This window comes from Mycobacterium sp. IDUB_17, from assembly GCF_055419465.1.
Genome location: NZ_JBVAXS010000003.1, coordinates 505,331 through 521,073, shown reverse-complemented (window position 1 = coordinate 521,073; position 15,743 = coordinate 505,331). Strand labels below are relative to the sequence as shown.

The following is a 15,743-nucleotide window of genomic DNA, read 5'->3' as shown; positions in this document are numbered from 1 at the left end:
CGTGGCCCGGGCGCCGCTACCGTAGCTCCGGTGACGACTTCGGCGACCGGGCCCGACGAGCAGCTCGAGCCGCAGCGCCGCACGCTCAAAATCGAGATCGCCGTCGTACTGGCGGTGACCTTCGGGCTCAGCGCGTACACCGCGGGCCTGCGCCTGGTCGAAGCGATACTGCTCGGCCTGTCCGGGCAGACGGTCGCGCTCAACCCGAAGCGCTCCCCGTTCGACCTGATCGACCTCGGCCTGCACCTGGCCGTGGTACTGCAGCTTCTGGCCTGGGGCGCACTGGCCCTGTACCTGCTGTGGCGCAGCGGCTTCGGACCGTCGGCGATCGGATTGTCGCGCCCACAATGGCGTGCCGACGGGCTGGGAGGCCTCGGCCTGGCCCTGCTCATCGGCTTGCCGGGGCTCGGGTTCTACGTGCTGGCCCGGGTGTTGGGGCTGAGCGCCGACGTCGAGCCCGCCGAGCTGTACGACACGTGGTGGCGCATCCCGATGCTGCTCGGTGTGGCGTTCGCCAACGGCTGGGCCGAAGAGATCATCGTCGTGGGGTTCCTGCTGACCCGGTTGCGTCAGCTCGACGTGAGCCCGGGGCGGGCGCTGATCATCTCCAGCCTGCTCCGCGGCGCGTATCACCTGTACCAGGGCTACAGCGCCGGTCTGGGCAATGTGGTGATGGGCCTGGTGTTCGGCTACGCGTGGCAGCGCACCGGGCGCCTCTGGCCGCTGATCATCGCCCACACCCTGATCGATGCGGTGGCATTCGTCGGCTACGCGCTGGTGGCGGATCGTCTGGGCTGGCTGCGATAGCGCATCCGGCACGTACATTTCTGCTGTGGCCGACTTCACCGCTTCAGGGGGACCTCCCGACCCGCGCTCGCGGCGTCCGGGACCACGCCGTCGTGACGCCGAGCCGTCCCAGGTGATCCGGCGCGACCCGAACCACCGCCCGGCCTGGCCGCCGAATCCACCCACACCGCCGCGCACGCCACCGCCGCCGTCGCGGCAACCCCCGAGGCAGCAGCCACCCAGACAACCCACCAGGCAACCCCCGCCTCGATCGGCTCCCCCACCACCCCCACCACCCCCGCCGCGGCGACCTCAGCCCGGCGCGCCACGACCCTCCGCCGCCCGGCCGCCCGCACCCACGCCTTCACGCAAGCCCAGGCGCAGGCGGCATTGGGGCCGGCTGGTTGTGGCGGTGCCCCTGATCTTCGTACTGGCGGTTGTGCTGGCGGTGGTCGGCGGCGGCTTCTGGATCAACTCGTCGCTGCACCGCATCCCGGCTCTCGCCGACTACCCCGAACGCCCCGCCGCAGCCCAGGGCACCACCTGGCTGCTGGTCGGATCGGACAGTCGCCAGAACCTGACCCCCGAACAGCAGGCCGAGCTGGCCACCGGCGGCGACATCGGCAACGGCCGCACCGACACCATCCTGTTGGTGCACATCCCCGGGATCGGCTCGGGTACCCCGACCACCATGGTGTCGATCCCCCGGGACTCCTACCTGCCGATTCCCGGCTACGGCGAGGACAAGGTCAACGCGGCGTTCGCCCTGGGCGGGGCGCAGCTGCTGGCGCAGACCGTCGAACTGGCGACCGGCCTGCACCTCGACCACTACGCCGAGATCGGGTTCGACGGTTTCGCCGGACTCGTCGATGCCGTCGGCGGGGTGACGATGTGCCCGGCCGAACCGATCAGCGACCCGCTGGCCGGGATCGACCTACCGGCGGGCTGCCAGGAACTCGACGGCCGCAGCGCCCTCGGCTACGTCCGCACCCGCGCCACGCCGCGAGCCGACCTGGATCGCATGATCCACCAGAGGGCCTTCATGTCTGCCCTGCTACACCGGACCACCAGCCCGGAGGTACTGCTCAACCCGCTACGGTGGCAGCCGATGGCCCGGGCCGCCACCAACTCCGTGGCGGTCGACGAGGACGCACATGTCTGGGACCTGGCCCGGCTGGCCTGGGCGATGCACGGTGACGACATGGTCACCACGACCGTGCCGATCGGTGAGTTCACCGGCAGTGATTCGGGCGCGGTGGTGGTGTGGGACAGTGACGCGGCCGGCCGACTGTTCACCGCACTGGCCAACGATTCGGCCGTCCCCGCTGATGTCATCGAAAAGCCCCAACCGTAAGCATAGGCAACGCTAAATTCGCGATCAGCAAATTCTCCACAGCAAATGTAATGCGCGCCACACCACTAAGGTAAAGCTGACCTCAATGAGGTCAACCTTCGATGACAACATGCTCTGACCTGCTATATCCTCGCGATCATGACGACGACCAGCGAACTCGACTCGAAATTCCACGCGCTTGTCTCCGACCAGATTCGCAGCGAGTTCACCGCGTCACAGCAATACATCGCAATTGCGGTTTATTTCGACGGCGCCGACCTTCCGCAGCTCGCCAAGCACTTCTATGCGCAGGCAGTCGAAGAGCGCAACCACGCCATGATGCTGGTCCAGTATCTGCTCGACCGGGATATCGACGTCGAGATCCCCGGTGTCGACGCGGTGTGCAACCGCTTCGACGCGCCGCGTGACGCGCTCGCGTTGGCACTGAGCCAGGAGCGCACCGTCACCGAGCAGATCAGCCGGCTCGCGAGCGTCGCCCGCGAGGAGGGTGACTACCTCGGCGAGCAGTTCATGCAGTGGTTCCTCAAGGAGCAGATCGAAGAGGTCGCGTCGATGGCGACCTTGGTGCGCATCGCCGACCGCGCGGGTGCCAACCTGTTCCACATCGAGGACTTCGTCGCCCGGGAACTCACCGGCGGCGCCGGAGCGGATCCGGCTGCCCCGAAGGCTGCCGGCGGCAATCTCTGATCTGAGGCCACCGGCCTTCTGTCAGCCCTCAGTCCCGGCCCGCACCGGTCAGGCCGTTCTGTAGCCAACTCTTGGTGCGGCCGGGATGATTCGTGGCCACCCACGCCACCCCGATGTCGCGGCAGAACCGGACGTCCTCGTAATGGTCCACGGTCCAGCAGTACAGCGCGCGCCCCTGGGCGGCGGCCCGGTCGACCAGTTCCGGATGCTCGCGCAGGGTCGCGATGGACGGGCCGACGGCGGTGGCCCCGACCGTCGTGGCCGCGCTGCCGCCCAGGTATCGCGACGTCTCACCGAGCAGCACCGTCGGCAGCATCGGGGCGGCCCGGCGGATCCGCCACACCGCCGACGCCGAGAACGACATCACCACCGCGCGGGACAGATCGGCCGAGGCGGGCGCGGCGATGCCGTACCGGTGCAACAGGGCCAGCACCTTGTTCTCCACCAGCGCGCCGTAGCGCACGGGATGTTTGGTCTCGATGAACAGCTTGACCGGCCGGTTCCAGTCCAGCACCAGCGATACGAGATCGTCGAGGGTCAGGAGCCCGGTCTCCCCGACGGCGCCTTCGATGACACCGTCTCCGTCGGTGTCATCGCCGGAACGTCCGCCGGCATGCCAGGACCCGTAGTCCAGCCTGCGTAACTCGGCGAGTGTCATCTCACTGACCAGGCCCGTACCGGTGGAGGTCCGGTCCACCCGTCGGTCGTGCACACACACCAGGTGCCCGTCGCGGGTCAGCCGCACATCGCATTCCACGCCGTCGGCACCCTCACGCAATGCCAGGTCGTACGCGGCAAGCGTGTGCTCGGGCTTGGCGGCGGATGCTCCCCGATGTGCCACCACGAACGGATGGCCAGGCCCCGGGGCCGCCTGCCCAGCGGCTCCGCCGTCGCCCGTTTCCATACGGACTATGCTGCCGGGTTCTGCCCTTGGGACTCAACCGGAACGGCGGATTCAGCTGAATCCTCACGATTCTGCGAAGGCTCGGAACCCTCGGGCTCGACCACCACCCAGCGTCGGACGCTGCGCTCGGCCGCCGCGGTACCGGTGCCCTCGAAACCGGCGAACACCTTGGCCGTCAGCAGGAAGGCCGCAAGCGCCAGCAGGTACCCGACGATCGTGGCCACCGTGTTGTCGGCGATGTTCTGCGGGGTGTTGTTGAAGAAGGTCACGTACACGGTGCTTGCCATCGACCACGTCGCGACCAGCGCGCTGAGGATCCACACGATCCACCACACCACGATCGGTCGCCGCAGATGCGAGAGACGACCTTCGAGGGCCGCCAGTTCCCACACGAACACCGGCGCCATCACCAGGTTCACCCCCGGCAGCAGACAACAGACCCACAGTGTCGTGGTGCTGCGCGGATCCTCCTCGCCGTGCTCGGCGTACCCGGCGGCCCGACGCGCGATCAGCCAGCGCACCAGTGCCACCACCGTGATGACCACGACGAGCATCGCTGCCACGCTGGCGAGCAGACCGATCAGCACCCCGCCGATGGCGATTAGCGGATGCAGCAACACACTGCGGTTGATCAGCAGCAGCGCATACCGAACCACGTGGGCGAAGGCCGCGACACCCAACACCACCATGGCCGCCACGAGCATGAGGCGGACCGTGCCGACGCCGGACTCGTCAGCGGGTTTCTCCGGCTGCTCGTCGACGTCGAAGTACTGGTGCAGTCCCCAGCTCGGAATCGTGCGGTAGCGCGGTGTCGGCCCGAGCGCGCGACGCCCGCGCCGCTGGCGTGGCGGGGCGCCCGGGCGCAGCGCGATCCAGCGATAGCCGGGCGAGAGTTGTGGCGTGCGTTTTGCCGTCGGTGACGGTGCCTGCGCGGACGATGCGGAAGGCTGGGCAGGGGGCCTCCACTGGGACTGAGGTGACGACGGCGCAGAGGGCGCCAACAACGAGCCACCGCACCGGGGACACCACGACCGCTGCCGGTCACGCACGTTCCAGCGCGTCCCGCACTGCGAACACACCTGGATCATCCGACCAGCCTAGCCACGATCTCCCGGAGTTCCTTGCGGTCAGACGCTGCCGGGGCCGCCGGCATCCGTGATGACCGGACGTCCGGCCCCGGCCCAGGCCAGCATTCCGCCCTCGACATTGATCGGGGTGTAGCCGTTACGGGCCAGGTAGTTCGCCACGCGCAGGGAGCGTCCGCCGGCATGGCAGACCACGTACAGCTCGGCATCGGGGTCGATCTCGGCGATCCGCGTCGGGACGTCGCCCATCGGGATGTGCTGCGCGCCCGCGACGTGTCCGCGTTGCCATTCGTCGTCCTCACGGACGTCGAGCAGCACGACAGACCCTTCGAACGTGGTGGGTACCGCAGCGATATCTGCCTTCCCGACTTCCACATCGTCCATGCCCTCAATGCTCGCATGCCTGCGAGCCAGAGCGCACCCGACCCTTATGCCTCGCTGCGGCGTTAGCAACGGGAGGCTATCCACAGTTTCCACAGGTTCATCCACAGCCCGGCACCAGCGGAAAAGCCTGCGATATGGGGATTACTGTGCGGTAGCTGTCCAGGACTGTGGATAAACCTGGGGTATCCGCGGCGGCGATCAACAACCCCCGCGGGCGCGGAGCGAAATTAAGCACTCGGCTAAACGCGGTCACGAACAGGGGCCCGGATCGGTTGGGATCAGCCTGATTCCAGTGGCCGAGCGGGCCGTATCGACTTACGCGGTAGCCGATTTTCCCCTGGCCATTACAGGGTCTATGATCAGCGTCACACCAGCTGTTGTGACAGAACTCACTGGGGGGCAAACATTGATCGTGCAGGTCAGGAGTGTTTGATGGCGTCACATCCGATGGGATCGGGATCAGCCTTTCCGCAGCCCGAATGGCATTCATCCGGTCATCTGCACACCCGTAACCAGCTGATGATCTTCCTCCGGGCCAGCGTGATCGCGCTGCTGTTGCTCGGCGTGCTCGCCGTGATGGTCTTGCTCTGACCGTCGCCCCATCGGGTATACGTGAGGACGGCATGCGCGTCCTTGCGGTGCGCCCTGCGATGGAGCAATGTTGGCAACGATCTTGAGTGTCGAACGTCAGGATCGTTGAGGACGCCTGGCTCCATCGATCGAAAATGAGGAAGGAATCTCGTGGCTGAATACACTTTGCCGGACCTGGATTACGACTACGGAGCGCTGGAGCCCCACATCTCCGGGCAGATCAACGAGCTCCACCACAGCAAGCACCACGCGGCCTATGTGAAGGGCGTCAACGACGCCGTCGGCAAGCTCGACGAGGCGCGGGCCAACGGTGACCACGCGGCGATCTTCCTCAACGAGAAGAACCTGGCCTTCCACCTCGGCGGCCACGTGAACCACTCGATCTGGTGGAAGAACCTGTCCCCCAACGGTGGCGACAAGCCGACCGGCGATCTCGCCGCGGCGATCGACGACCAGTTCGGCTCGTTCGACAAGTTCCAGGCGCAGTTCACCGCGGCCGCCAACGGGCTGCAGGGTTCGGGCTGGGCCGTGCTCGGCTATGACAGCCTCGGCGACCGGCTGCTGACCTTCCAGCTCTACGACCAGCAGGCCAACGTGCCGCTCGGCATCATCCCGCTGCTGCAGGTCGACATGTGGGAGCACGCCTTCTACCTGCAGTACAAGAACGTCAAGGCCGACTACGTGAAGGCGTTCTGGAATGTCGTGAACTGGGAGGACGTGCAGAACCGCTACGCGGCAGCCACCTCCAAGACCAACGGCCTGATCTTCGGCTAGTTCCGATTCGGTCCGATCGAGGGCTGGATCAGTTTTCTGATCTCTCACCAAGGGGCGTCGCGCGACAGCGTGACGCCCCGCCCTCGTTTCCGGGCCGGCTCGTTCTTGGCCGACTCGTTACCGGTCCGGGCCCCGTGTCGTCTTGCACAGCTGCGACTGCTGCCGCATTCTGGTCTCATCGACCCACAGACGTGTCGGAGCACCGGTGAACCGGTGGCCCAACACCGATGTCCCGGAGGCGATATGGATACGACGGGGTCCGGCAGGGCGATCGAGATCGCCCCCTTTCATTCCGGCGGTGCTCTCAAAGGTTTCGTGGTCTCGGGCCGATGGCCTGACTCCACCAAAGAGTGGGCGCAGCTTCTCATGGTCACGGTCCGGATCGCATCACTGCCCGGATTGCTCTCCACCACAACGATTTTCGGAGTCCGCGAAGAGTTGCCCGAGCAGCCCCGCCCGGGCACCGTCGGCCTGGTCATCGCCGAAGGCCCGGTGGTCGGCGAATCCGCGGTTCCGCCCGGGTATTTCGCCGAGCATCAGCCGCCGGCACTGCTGATGCTGCATCCTCCTTCGGAGACAACGCCGTCGCTTCCGGAATGCACCGGTGCGGCGTCGGGATGCGTACTCCTACCAGGACTTCCGTATCTCGGGCTGGAACACAGAGCCGCCTGGGTGGAAGCCGAGTCAGATGGCACGGTGACATCGGTGGTCAGCCGGGTCGGAGTCGATCCGATCAGCCACCCCGACACCGCAATCCTGGCGATGCTCCTGGCCGCGTGACGCCACCAGTGGGGGGACATCCTCTCTAATCAGGAGAATCTGGCTACCCGAAAACGACAGGAAACGTAGCGGGTTCGGCCGACAACAGCTAGGGTCCTCAAGATCAGCGAAGGGCAGCAGCCCGCAATCGTCGCGTCGACACGCAGGCGTCAGGCCCGGCCGACAAATGGTGATGCGGTGAGTGAGACCTTCGACCGTATGTAAGTGCGCCGCGCAAGCGGCACAGACCGGCGGTGTGTCGAAAGGTCGCCATGTCCGCAGCCGCAGGCGTCAGCGCCGGCGTCAGCAGCAGGGTCGCCGTACTCGGCTACCCATCGCGACCCCCAGATAGCCGAGGCGAGCCGCCGCAACCGTGCCGGCGGCCGCATTTGTGCCATCGATTGTCCCTTGACGACGCAAACCGCCGCCTGTTTCCACATCGCAACCCTGCCTGGAATCGACGCCGGAATCCCCCCGGGGCCGTCTGGCTATCGCACGCAAGGGGGCTGATGCGCATTCCATCGCCCAACCTGTAACGTGTTCCACGTCGTTCGACAACGGCGTTGCGCGCAATCTGACGCGACCTGGGGCCCACGCTACAGCAAATATCTGTTTCCCCTAGTCACGGCGCTGCGACGGTTGCCGGCCCAGAAGTTGATCATGATCGAGCGCGCCTGTGAGCGCAGCTCACCGCGCCCAATACAACGCAACCGTCACCTTTTGCATTGCCAGACGGCGCAATCCCGCCCCGCCTCCATGGCGAAGGACTCGTTATCCGTGGCGCGGACAGTCAAAACGCAAAGCCAGGTTAACTTTTGTGGCGTTTGCACTTGGTTGTCGTCACAACACTCGCTACCATAGTCAGCAAATACGCCGCCTATTCGTACCGCTCGTGAAGCATGTGGAGGTCAAATCGATGAGCAAGACGTTCGCCGCCCGCCTAAACCGCCTGTTCGATACGGTTTATCCACCCGGGCGCGGACCCCACACGTCTGCCGAGGTGATCGCCGCACTGAAGTCCGAGGGCGTCACCATGTCGGCTCCGTATCTGTCGCAGCTCCGTTCGGGCAACCGGACGAACCCGTCGGCGGCAACTATGGCCGCACTTGCCAACTTCTTCCGTATCAAGCCGGCTTACTTCACCGACGACGAGTACTACGAGAAGCTCGACAAGGAGCTGACCTGGCTGGCCAGCATGCGTGACGAAGGGATCCGCCGGATCGCTGCCCGCACCGTCGGGCTGTCCACCGAAGCCCAACAGGATCTGGTCCAGAAGGTCGATGAGCTGCGCCGCCGGGAACACCTCGACGACTGATTCGTCGAGTTCTGCCGGCATCCTCGCGCGCTGAAACCCACGTCAGTGGGACCATTTAGGTGGTTTCCACTCGCGCGGGTTTCAGCTGCGCGCAGCCCCGCGGTCCAATTTCCGGTACTGCTCGGCAATCGCCAGAATCCATTCCCGGTCCGAAAACGATTCCGGCTGGCTGAGCCAGGCCAGCCCCGGAAACGCTGAATCTTCATCCCCCTCGCGAGTGTCGTAGATCCACTGGGCGATGGCCCGCGCCTGATCCCGGGGTGACACTTGAGGTCGCTCGGTATCGCCGAATTGTGTTGCGTCACTTGATCCGGCTGATCCGCGGGGCCCGGCGGTCTCGTGCTGACGCGCGTCGGCCGCGGTCGCTTCCAGGTACAGCGCGTCGGAGATCAGCGACATCCGTTCGGCGACGCGGAACACCAGCGGTCCGCGCGGACGCACGCCGATACCCACGTCGGGCTGACGCCGGGCCAACTCATTCAGCAGCGGTTTGATGGTCCGCAGTTCGTGTTGTGCACCGAACCAGTCTTCGACGCTGGGCAACAGCGATCCGGCGGCGACGATCACCATCGCGCACCCGAGCATGGTCGCCGCGGCGCCGACACCGACAGGCTCGGTGCGCCCCGCGGCGCGGAGCAGGACGAAGCCGCTGGTAGCCACGATCAGCACCATCCCGACCGTGAACAGGAACAGCGCCCGCCCACGCCGGCTGCGGTTCGAGTAGCGCAGGCCCGCCCACGCCACCAGGGTGAGGGCGAGGAACACGTAGAGCAACGGCAGCAGCCATGAGGTGCCGTTCGAGACGAGATCCCGCTTGAGGTACTCCGACGGCGACATCTCCGGCTGTCGACCGGCGCGGAAGAAGATCACCAGGCTGATGACTGTCACGAGTCCGGCAATGCCGTACTGGACCAGTGCGATGCGTCGGGTGAGAGTCGCCGAATGGCTCGATGACGCCGTCGTGATCATCACGCAACTACCGGCTGCGCAGGCGATCAGCGCAACCTGGCTCAGTCCGACCGCGATGTTGGGCCAGTGCACCACCGTGTCGATCAGCAGGGCGAGCGGCTGCCAGTTCAGTGCTGCGACGACGCCAAGGCTGCCCAACGACAGGATCATCGCCGAGCTCACCAGGGATTGTTTGTTGACCAGTGCCCAACCGATGCGCAGGCCGGTCGCCAGGCCGAGTAGGCCGGCAATCACCCAGACGATCAACCAAACGCCTCTCCGAGGCGAACCTGCACAATCGATGACCGGTCGGAGGGCAGCCGGCCGAGCCGGTACAGCAGCAGCGCGGCGAAGTCCTCGGCCTCCTGCTCGATGTCCTCGCCGTTGGGCCCCATGCAGCCGGTCCGTTGGTTGAGCATGTAGCTGATCAGATCCGAGGTGGCCACCTCAGCGGTGGCAGCGGCCGCATCGACGATCGAGATGCCCTCGTGGCCCAGCACCAGGTGGCCGAGCTCGTGAGCCAGGGTGCGGTCCCAGGCCGGCAGGCCCTGCTGGATGAGGAACACATCGCGGTCGGTGTATTGCCGCCACTGCCCGCAGACCCCGGGCGGAAGTTCTGCCATGGTCAGCTCGATCGGCCTACCGCGGTCTGCGCTCACCGCGTCGACCAGGCGGGTCAATGTGACTTCGCCCTGTCGCGGGGCCAGATCGAGAACCTCGTTGACAGCGCGCGTAACGCTTCGACTGGCGGACATGATCCCCCTTTCCACCCTTTCGTAGCACGCCCGGACAAGTCCCCTTACCTGGATTCTCCCAGGTCGTTCCTAACGCATGAACCGACTGGCGTCGATTCTGACGGTACGGCCGGCTTTGGCCTGCCGGTAGCCCACGAGCCCGCCCAGGCCGGTCAGAGCCATCATCCCGGTTACCCCGGGCAGCGCCATCGCCGCGATCTCCATCGTGTTCGCCGTACGCAGGTAGTCCGCGTAGCCGGCCCGGTAGGACGCCGGCGGGAGGCCCGCGTTCAATCCGACGGCGGCGGGAGGCCTCGTCTCGGTCCGCATCTTGGTCGAGGGTTGCATCTCAGGTCCCGACCTCGGTCCGTGGTCCGAGCCCGGACCACCCAACGGCGCCGCGAGCGGCGGCACGATGACGGGCAGCACGACGACCGGAACGGCGATCGGCGGCACCCCGGCCGCCGCGGCCAGGCCGGGCGGGGGTGGCACAGCCACATCGGCCGCCGGTGCCGGCGGTGCCGGCAATTGCATCACCGGCGGGCGCGGGAAGTTGAACGGCGCGGGGACGCCGCCACCGCCTCCACCGCCGGCAGCGCCGCCGATCAGAGTTGTGGTGGTCTGGGTGGTCTCCGATGTCGCGGAGGTGGTCTCCGACGTCGACTTGGTCGTCTCGGTGGTCTCGGAGGTCGACTTGGTGGTCTCGGTCGTCGACGACTCGGTCGTCTTCGTGGTGGTCGCGGTCGTCTCGGTCGTGCGCGTGGTGGTCGCGGTCGTCGTGACAGCCGTCGTCGAGGGCGTGGTCGACACTGTCTCGCTGGCAGATGTCGTGGGTGTCTCCGACTCCGACGGCTTCGTGCTGGGAGTCGCAGTGTCGGTCTTGGTCGGGGTCGCCGTGTCGCTCTTCGTCGGGGTCGCCGTGTCGCTCTTCGTCGGGGTCGCCGTGTCGGTCTTGGTCGGGGTGTTGGTGTCGGTTCCAGTTTGCGGAGGCGTCCGGGTACCGGACGGTTGCGACGGCCCGCTGGGTTCGTCGGTCTGGGTCGGTTTGCCCGTCGTCTTGGTCGGCTTGCCGCTCGTCTTGGTGGGCTTGTGGGTCGTACGGGTGCCCGGCGAGCCGCTGCCATCCCCGTCTTCGCCCTGGGAATCGCCGCCCTGATTCTGGCCCGGCTCGTGGTCCTTGCCCCCGTGCCCGTCCTGCCCGTTGCCGGCAGTATTCGACGAGCCCTGACCGCTGTCGGGCCGGCCTCGATCCGGATCGGCAAACGCCAATGCGCCCCCGACACCGGCAATGATCAGGCCTATAAGCACCAGACCGGTCGAGGCGGCGACGCGCAACCGCGAACGCACGTTGTCACCACCCTTTCGCGCACCGCCTGCAAGCTTTCGTTGACGAATTCAATTCTCGCACAAACAAGCAGTCCGAATTTGCTAGCTGAGGCGATTTACCGCCTTGATCGCGGGGAGCCGCGGCGGAGCAAATCCACCGGACGATACTGTGGGTCTGCAGCACTTCTGCGGTGACCACAAACACACGACGAATTGACCGGGAGGCAACCGGAATGGGCCTGTTCACGCGACGAAAAAGCCGCGCCACCCGCCGCGCCGAAGCCCGCGCCATCAAGGCCAAGGCCAAGCTGGAAGCCCGGCTCACCGCAAAGAACGAGACTCGTCGCATCAAGTCCGATCAGAAATCTGCACAGCGGGCCCTCAAAGCTCAGGTCAAGACGCAGCGGGACAGCGACCGCAACGCCCTCAAAGTGGCCGAGACCGAGTTGAAGGCGGCCCGTGAAGGACGTCTGCTCGCCCCTGCCAGGATTCGTCGTCTGCTCACCGTCACACGTTTGCTGGCGCCGGTCCTCGTGCCCTTGATCTACCGTGCCGCCACGGCCGCCCGGGGCGCTCTGGACGAACGTCGTGCCGATCGCCTCGGTGTCCCGCTGGCCCAGCTCGGTCAGTTCTCGGGACACGGCGCCGAGTTGTCCGCACGGATCTCCGGGGCCGAGCAGACGCTGCGGCAGGTGGCCGAGAAGAAGCCCAAGGATGCCGAGACCAAACAGTTCGCAACGGCGATCAACGAACGGCTCACCGACCTGGCCGCGGCGGTGACCGCCGCCGAGAACATGCCGACCGCACGGCGCCGCGGCGCCCACGCGGCGATCGCCGCCCAACTCGACGGCATCGATGCCGATCTGATGGCTCGGCTGGGACTGGTCTGAGCCCAATTCCATGACCGGCGCCCGTATCGACTACGCAGCCCCGCTGCGCGGTACGGCCGTCGGCTCCCTCACGGCCGCACTGGCCGTCGCGGCGCACGGCGTCGGCGGCGGTGGTCTGCCCGGAGGCGCGGTGGCCGCCCAGCTCGTCGTGCTGGCGGCCACCCTCGGCACGGTGGCCGCGACCGTGCGCGGCGCGAACCGCACCGCGGTGTTGTGGGGCCTGCTCGGTACCGGCCAGCTGCTGGCCCACGCGTTGTTGGCGACGGCGGGTCACTCGCACGGCACCCGGCCCGGCTTGGTGATGTTCGGCGCGCACCTGGCCGCGGTATCGCTCGGCGCAGGCCTGATCGCCTGCGGTGCCCGGCTGTCGGCAGCGGTATCGCGGGCGGTGCGCACGATGGCGCCCCAAGGGCGGCCGGTGCCGGTTACGACGGTCGGTGTCTTGGCGCGTGGCACGGATCAGCCGTTGCACTCGGCTCTCTTCCTGGCCGCTTCGGTGTCGCATCGGGGCCCGCCGGTCGGCGCCTGCGCCTGACCGTCCGACCCGACCAACTCCAGAAAGACACCACGAATGCAACCCCTCACCGGGGCGTCCTCGCGCGCCCTGCTCACGACCGCGGCGGTAGCCGTCGCCGGTCTGCTCACCGCCGCACCGGCGTGGGCGCATGTCCACGTCGACGCCGACGATCCGACACCGGGATCCACCTCGGTACTCACCTTCCGAGTTCCCGGCGAGTCCGATTCCGGCGCGCTGACAACACAATTGAAGGTTGACCTGCCCAACGTGGCCTCGGCGCGCACCGAGGTGATGCCGGGTTGGACCACAAAGCTCGACCGTGACACCTCCGCGGGAACGGTCCGGACGGTCACCTGGACCGCGGCACCCGGAGTGGGCATCTCACCCGAGCAGTTCGCGCTGTTCCGGGTGTCGGTCAAACTGCCCGATGCGCCGACGGCGAGCTTCCCCGTCACCCAGACCTATTCGGACGGCTCGGTGGTCCGGTGGGATCAGGCCCCGCTGCCCGACGGCAGCGAGCCCGAGCACCCGGCTCCGCAACTGACGCTGACCGGAACCCCGCCTGCAGCAGGAACTGCCGAACACGGCACCGAGACGGCCCCGGCGGCCGGTCAGCCCGCGCCTGCTGCCGCACAACCCGCAGGCACCGTCGACAATTCGGCCCGCTGGCTGGCAGGCGGAGCGCTGATCGTCGCGGCCGCCGCGGTGGTCGCAAGTCTGCTGAACCGGCGCCGGTCATGAGCCGGCTGCTGGCCACGGCCCTGACCGGGCTCATCCTGGCCGCCTCTGCATTGGTCGGGGCGCCGGCCGCGTCGGCGCACGCGGCCCGGGTCGCGGCGGACCCGGCAGAGCATTCGGCGCTCAGCGCCGCACCGCCACGGGTGAGCGCCACGTTCAACGAGGCGCTGCAGCCGGCCTTCGCCAACATGACGGTCGTCGGTCCGGACAACAACCTGTGGTCCGAGGGTGACCCGAAGGTCGCCGGTGCGGTGCTCAGCGTCGGGGTCCGCCCACTCGGCCCGGCCGGTACGTACACGGTGAACTACCGGGTGACCTCGGCCGACGGGCACGTGGTCTCGGGTTCCTGGTCGTTCGACCTGACCGTCGCCGGTGCGGGCACTCCGGGGCCCGCCGCCTCGTCGCCCGCGCAGTCCGACGGCGGCATCGTGGTGTGGCCGTTCGTTTTGGTCGCCGTCGTGCTCATCGGCGGCGGAGCCTGGTGGGCGGTCCGACGTCAGCGGTGATCGGTGCGTTGATCCGGGCGCTGGCTGACGGCGCCGCCATCGTCGCTCTCGGCCTGGCGGCGGTGCCGCTGCTCGAGTCCGACCGCTACCGCGCCGAGTTGAGCCGGAGGGCGGCCACGCCACTCGCGTTGGCTGCGGCACTCTGGCTACTGGCCGAGATCGTGCGGCTGACCGTGGAGGCCGCGCAGACCGCGGGTGTCGGGTTCTGGCAGATCCGCGTGCACACCTTGACCGACTTCGGTCTGCACACCACAGTCGGCCGTTCGGGGCTGGTCGGCGTCGCGGCGGCGCTGATCGTCGGCGTGGTGGCGATCCTCGTCCCGCGCGGTGCCACCACCACGGCCATGACGGTCGGGGTCGCGGCGGTCGGCATGGCCGCCAGGACTCTGGCCGGACATCTCTCGGAGAGTCCGATCGGTGGGATGGCCGTGGCGCTGCATGCCCTGGCCGCCGCGGTGTGGTGCGGGGTGCTGGCGGCGCTGGTGCTGACCGTGACGCACCGCGGCCAGTGGGCCAGGGTGCTGCCCCGGTTCTCGCAGTTGTCGCTGTCGTGCGTGGGTGTGCTGCTGGTCGCCGGTGTGGTCGGGGCGGCGATCAAGTTGAACTCGCCCGCCGAGTTGTGGGCCACCGGTTATGGCCGGATTTTGACCGCCAAACTGGTCGTGACGGTGGCTCTGCTGGCTCTGGCCTGGCGAAACCGGTCTCATTGGCTGCCGGCGGCGCGGGCTCACCGCAGTAGTGCGGCGTTGTCGCAGAACCGCTCGTTGATGGAATTGGGCATGATGGCTGTTGCGGTCACGCTTGCCGCGGCTCTGGCCGTCACGGGTTGACCGCTGCGGCGCCTGGCATGATGGGAAACACTGCCGGCCCCACCCTCCGCGATGGCGCGGAGCACCAGAAACTGCAAAGGAGCAGCCAGATGGCAGAGCAGCAGGATCAACCCGCCGAGAAACCCGCCACCGCAGCCGAGCCGGCTGCGGTCGACGCATCAGCGGCCGGCGCGGATCCTGCTCCGCCCATTCCGGCCCCTCCGACCCCGGCTCCCAAACCCGGTCCTCCGCCGGGCAAGAAGGCCCCCGCGAAGAAGACCCCGGCCAAGAAAGCAGCGGCGAAGAAGGCTCCCGCCAAGGCCGCCAAGAAGGCTCCGGCGAAGAAGGCCCCGGCCAAGAAGGCTCAACCTGCCCCGCCGGCCACCCCGCCCCCGGCCAAGGCGGCCCCGGCTCCCGTCACTCCCTTGCCGGATGTCGCCAAGGCCGCTAAAGAGGCTGCGGCACAAGCCAAGTCAACTGTCACCTCGGCCGCCAACCCGGTGTCCGGTCCAGCGCTGGTCCCGATGAGCGAGAGTCCGTCGTCCAAGCTGCCGCTGGCCGCGGCGGTTGCCGTCGGTCTTTTGGCGGTGCTCTTGGTGTTGCTCAGCCGCCGTCATTCCGACGAGGACTGATCCG

Annotated in this window: 19 protein-coding genes; 13 read left to right on the top strand and 6 right to left on the bottom strand. The window is 67.6% G+C overall.

Annotation, left to right across the window (positions count from 1 at the left end; all coding sequences use genetic code 11):
* Positions 1-30: 30 nt before the first annotated feature.
* The 3 genes from ACZYZ7_RS15505 (at position 31) to ACZYZ7_RS15495 (ending at position 2,827) form a co-directional block, all read left to right on the top strand.
* On the top strand, positions 31-807 hold the full coding sequence (locus ACZYZ7_RS15505) for a CPBP family intramembrane glutamic endopeptidase (RefSeq protein ID WP_450071460.1): 777 nt from the start codon (positions 31-33) through the stop codon (positions 805-807).
* Between the two features lie 115 nt (positions 808-922).
* Entirely contained in the window at positions 923-2,140 is a 1,218-nt protein-coding gene (locus ACZYZ7_RS15500; RefSeq protein ID WP_463741419.1) for an LCP family protein, read from the top strand.
* 138 nt (positions 2,141-2,278) lie between these two features.
* Positions 2,279-2,827 carry a ferritin gene (locus ACZYZ7_RS15495; RefSeq protein WP_135459455.1) on the top strand — a complete coding sequence of 183 codons (549 nt, stop codon included), beginning with the start codon at positions 2,279-2,281 and terminating at the stop codon, positions 2,825-2,827.
* Between the two features lie 28 nt (positions 2,828-2,855).
* Here ACZYZ7_RS15495 and ACZYZ7_RS15490 read toward each other — a convergent pair whose 3' ends face one another.
* The 3 genes from ACZYZ7_RS15490 to ACZYZ7_RS15480 are packed head-to-tail and all read right to left on the bottom strand — an operon-like array spanning position 2,856 to position 5,200.
* Positions 2,856-3,731, bottom strand: a complete 876-nt coding sequence (locus tag ACZYZ7_RS15490) for a glycerophosphodiester phosphodiesterase (RefSeq protein ID WP_135459456.1) — start codon at positions 3,729-3,731, stop codon at positions 2,856-2,858.
* 5 nt (positions 3,732-3,736) lie between these two features.
* Positions 3,737-4,819, bottom strand: a complete 1,083-nt coding sequence (locus tag ACZYZ7_RS15485) for a DUF4328 domain-containing protein (protein ID WP_450071461.1) — start codon at positions 4,817-4,819, stop codon at positions 3,737-3,739.
* 39 nt (positions 4,820-4,858) lie between these two features.
* Entirely contained in the window at positions 4,859-5,200 is a 342-nt protein-coding gene (locus tag ACZYZ7_RS15480; protein ID WP_135459458.1) for a rhodanese-like domain-containing protein, read from the bottom strand.
* Between the two features lie 432 nt (positions 5,201-5,632).
* Here ACZYZ7_RS15480 and ACZYZ7_RS15475 point away from each other — a divergent pair, with 432 nt between their 5' ends.
* The 4 genes from ACZYZ7_RS15475 to ACZYZ7_RS15460 all read left to right on the top strand — a co-directional run bounded on the left by ACZYZ7_RS15475 (position 5,633) and on the right by ACZYZ7_RS15460 (position 8,639).
* On the top strand, positions 5,633-5,791 hold the full coding sequence (locus ACZYZ7_RS15475; RefSeq protein ID WP_167857649.1) for a hypothetical protein: 159 nt from the start codon (positions 5,633-5,635) through the stop codon (positions 5,789-5,791).
* A 150-nt stretch (positions 5,792-5,941) separates the two neighbouring features.
* Positions 5,942-6,565 (top strand): superoxide dismutase, encoded by a 624-nt coding sequence (locus ACZYZ7_RS15470; RefSeq protein WP_135459459.1) that lies wholly within the window; start codon positions 5,942-5,944, stop codon positions 6,563-6,565.
* A 243-nt stretch (positions 6,566-6,808) separates the two neighbouring features.
* Entirely contained in the window at positions 6,809-7,345 is a 537-nt protein-coding gene (locus ACZYZ7_RS15465) for a peptidase (protein WP_135459460.1), read from the top strand.
* 895 nt (positions 7,346-8,240) lie between these two features.
* Complete coding sequence (locus ACZYZ7_RS15460; RefSeq protein WP_029109017.1) at positions 8,241-8,639, top strand: secretion protein EspR; 399 nt, start codon at positions 8,241-8,243, stop codon at positions 8,637-8,639.
* Between the two features lie 81 nt (positions 8,640-8,720).
* On the opposite strand, the gene ACZYZ7_RS15455 is transcribed toward ACZYZ7_RS15460, so the two are convergent.
* The 3 genes from ACZYZ7_RS15455 to ACZYZ7_RS15445 form a co-directional block, all read right to left on the bottom strand.
* Positions 8,721-9,854: a hypothetical protein gene (locus tag ACZYZ7_RS15455; protein WP_463741260.1), complete on the bottom strand. Its 1,134-nt coding sequence runs from the start codon at positions 9,852-9,854 to the stop codon at positions 8,721-8,723.
* Positions 9,851-10,342, bottom strand: a complete 492-nt coding sequence (locus tag ACZYZ7_RS15450; protein WP_463741259.1) for an ImmA/IrrE family metallo-endopeptidase — start codon at positions 10,340-10,342, stop codon at positions 9,851-9,853. The genes ACZYZ7_RS15455 and ACZYZ7_RS15450 overlap by 4 nt, the downstream gene beginning before the upstream one ends.
* Positions 10,343-10,411: 69 nt before the next feature.
* A complete protein-coding gene (locus ACZYZ7_RS15445; RefSeq protein ID WP_463741258.1) occupies positions 10,412-11,668 on the bottom strand; it encodes a hypothetical protein in 1,257 nt (418 codons plus the stop codon).
* A 212-nt stretch (positions 11,669-11,880) separates the two neighbouring features.
* Between ACZYZ7_RS15445 and ACZYZ7_RS15440 the strand changes: the two genes are divergently transcribed.
* The 6 genes from ACZYZ7_RS15440 (at position 11,881) to ACZYZ7_RS15415 (ending at position 15,739) form a co-directional block, all read left to right on the top strand.
* Positions 11,881-12,537, top strand: coding sequence for a DUF6474 family protein (locus ACZYZ7_RS15440; RefSeq protein ID WP_450071466.1), 657 nt, complete (start codon positions 11,881-11,883; stop codon positions 12,535-12,537).
* 10 nt (positions 12,538-12,547) lie between these two features.
* Positions 12,548-13,072, top strand: a complete 525-nt coding sequence (locus ACZYZ7_RS15435) for a hypothetical protein (RefSeq protein WP_450071467.1) — start codon at positions 12,548-12,550, stop codon at positions 13,070-13,072.
* 36 nt (positions 13,073-13,108) lie between these two features.
* A complete protein-coding gene (locus tag ACZYZ7_RS15430) occupies positions 13,109-13,795 on the top strand; it encodes a YcnI family copper-binding membrane protein (RefSeq protein ID WP_463741257.1) in 687 nt (228 codons plus the stop codon).
* The gene (locus tag ACZYZ7_RS15425) at positions 13,792-14,298 is read left to right on the top strand and encodes a copper resistance CopC family protein (protein WP_463741256.1); all 507 of its coding nucleotides are present in this window, start codon (positions 13,792-13,794) and stop codon (positions 14,296-14,298) included. The genes ACZYZ7_RS15430 and ACZYZ7_RS15425 overlap by 4 nt, the downstream gene beginning before the upstream one ends.
* Positions 14,274-15,128, top strand: coding sequence for a CopD family protein (locus ACZYZ7_RS15420; protein WP_286175204.1), 855 nt, complete (start codon positions 14,274-14,276; stop codon positions 15,126-15,128). Before ACZYZ7_RS15425 ends, ACZYZ7_RS15420 begins: the two co-directional genes overlap by 25 nt.
* 89 nt (positions 15,129-15,217) lie before the next feature.
* Complete coding sequence (locus ACZYZ7_RS15415; protein WP_463741255.1) at positions 15,218-15,739, top strand: hypothetical protein; 522 nt, start codon at positions 15,218-15,220, stop codon at positions 15,737-15,739.
* Positions 15,740-15,743 lie beyond the last annotated feature (4 nt).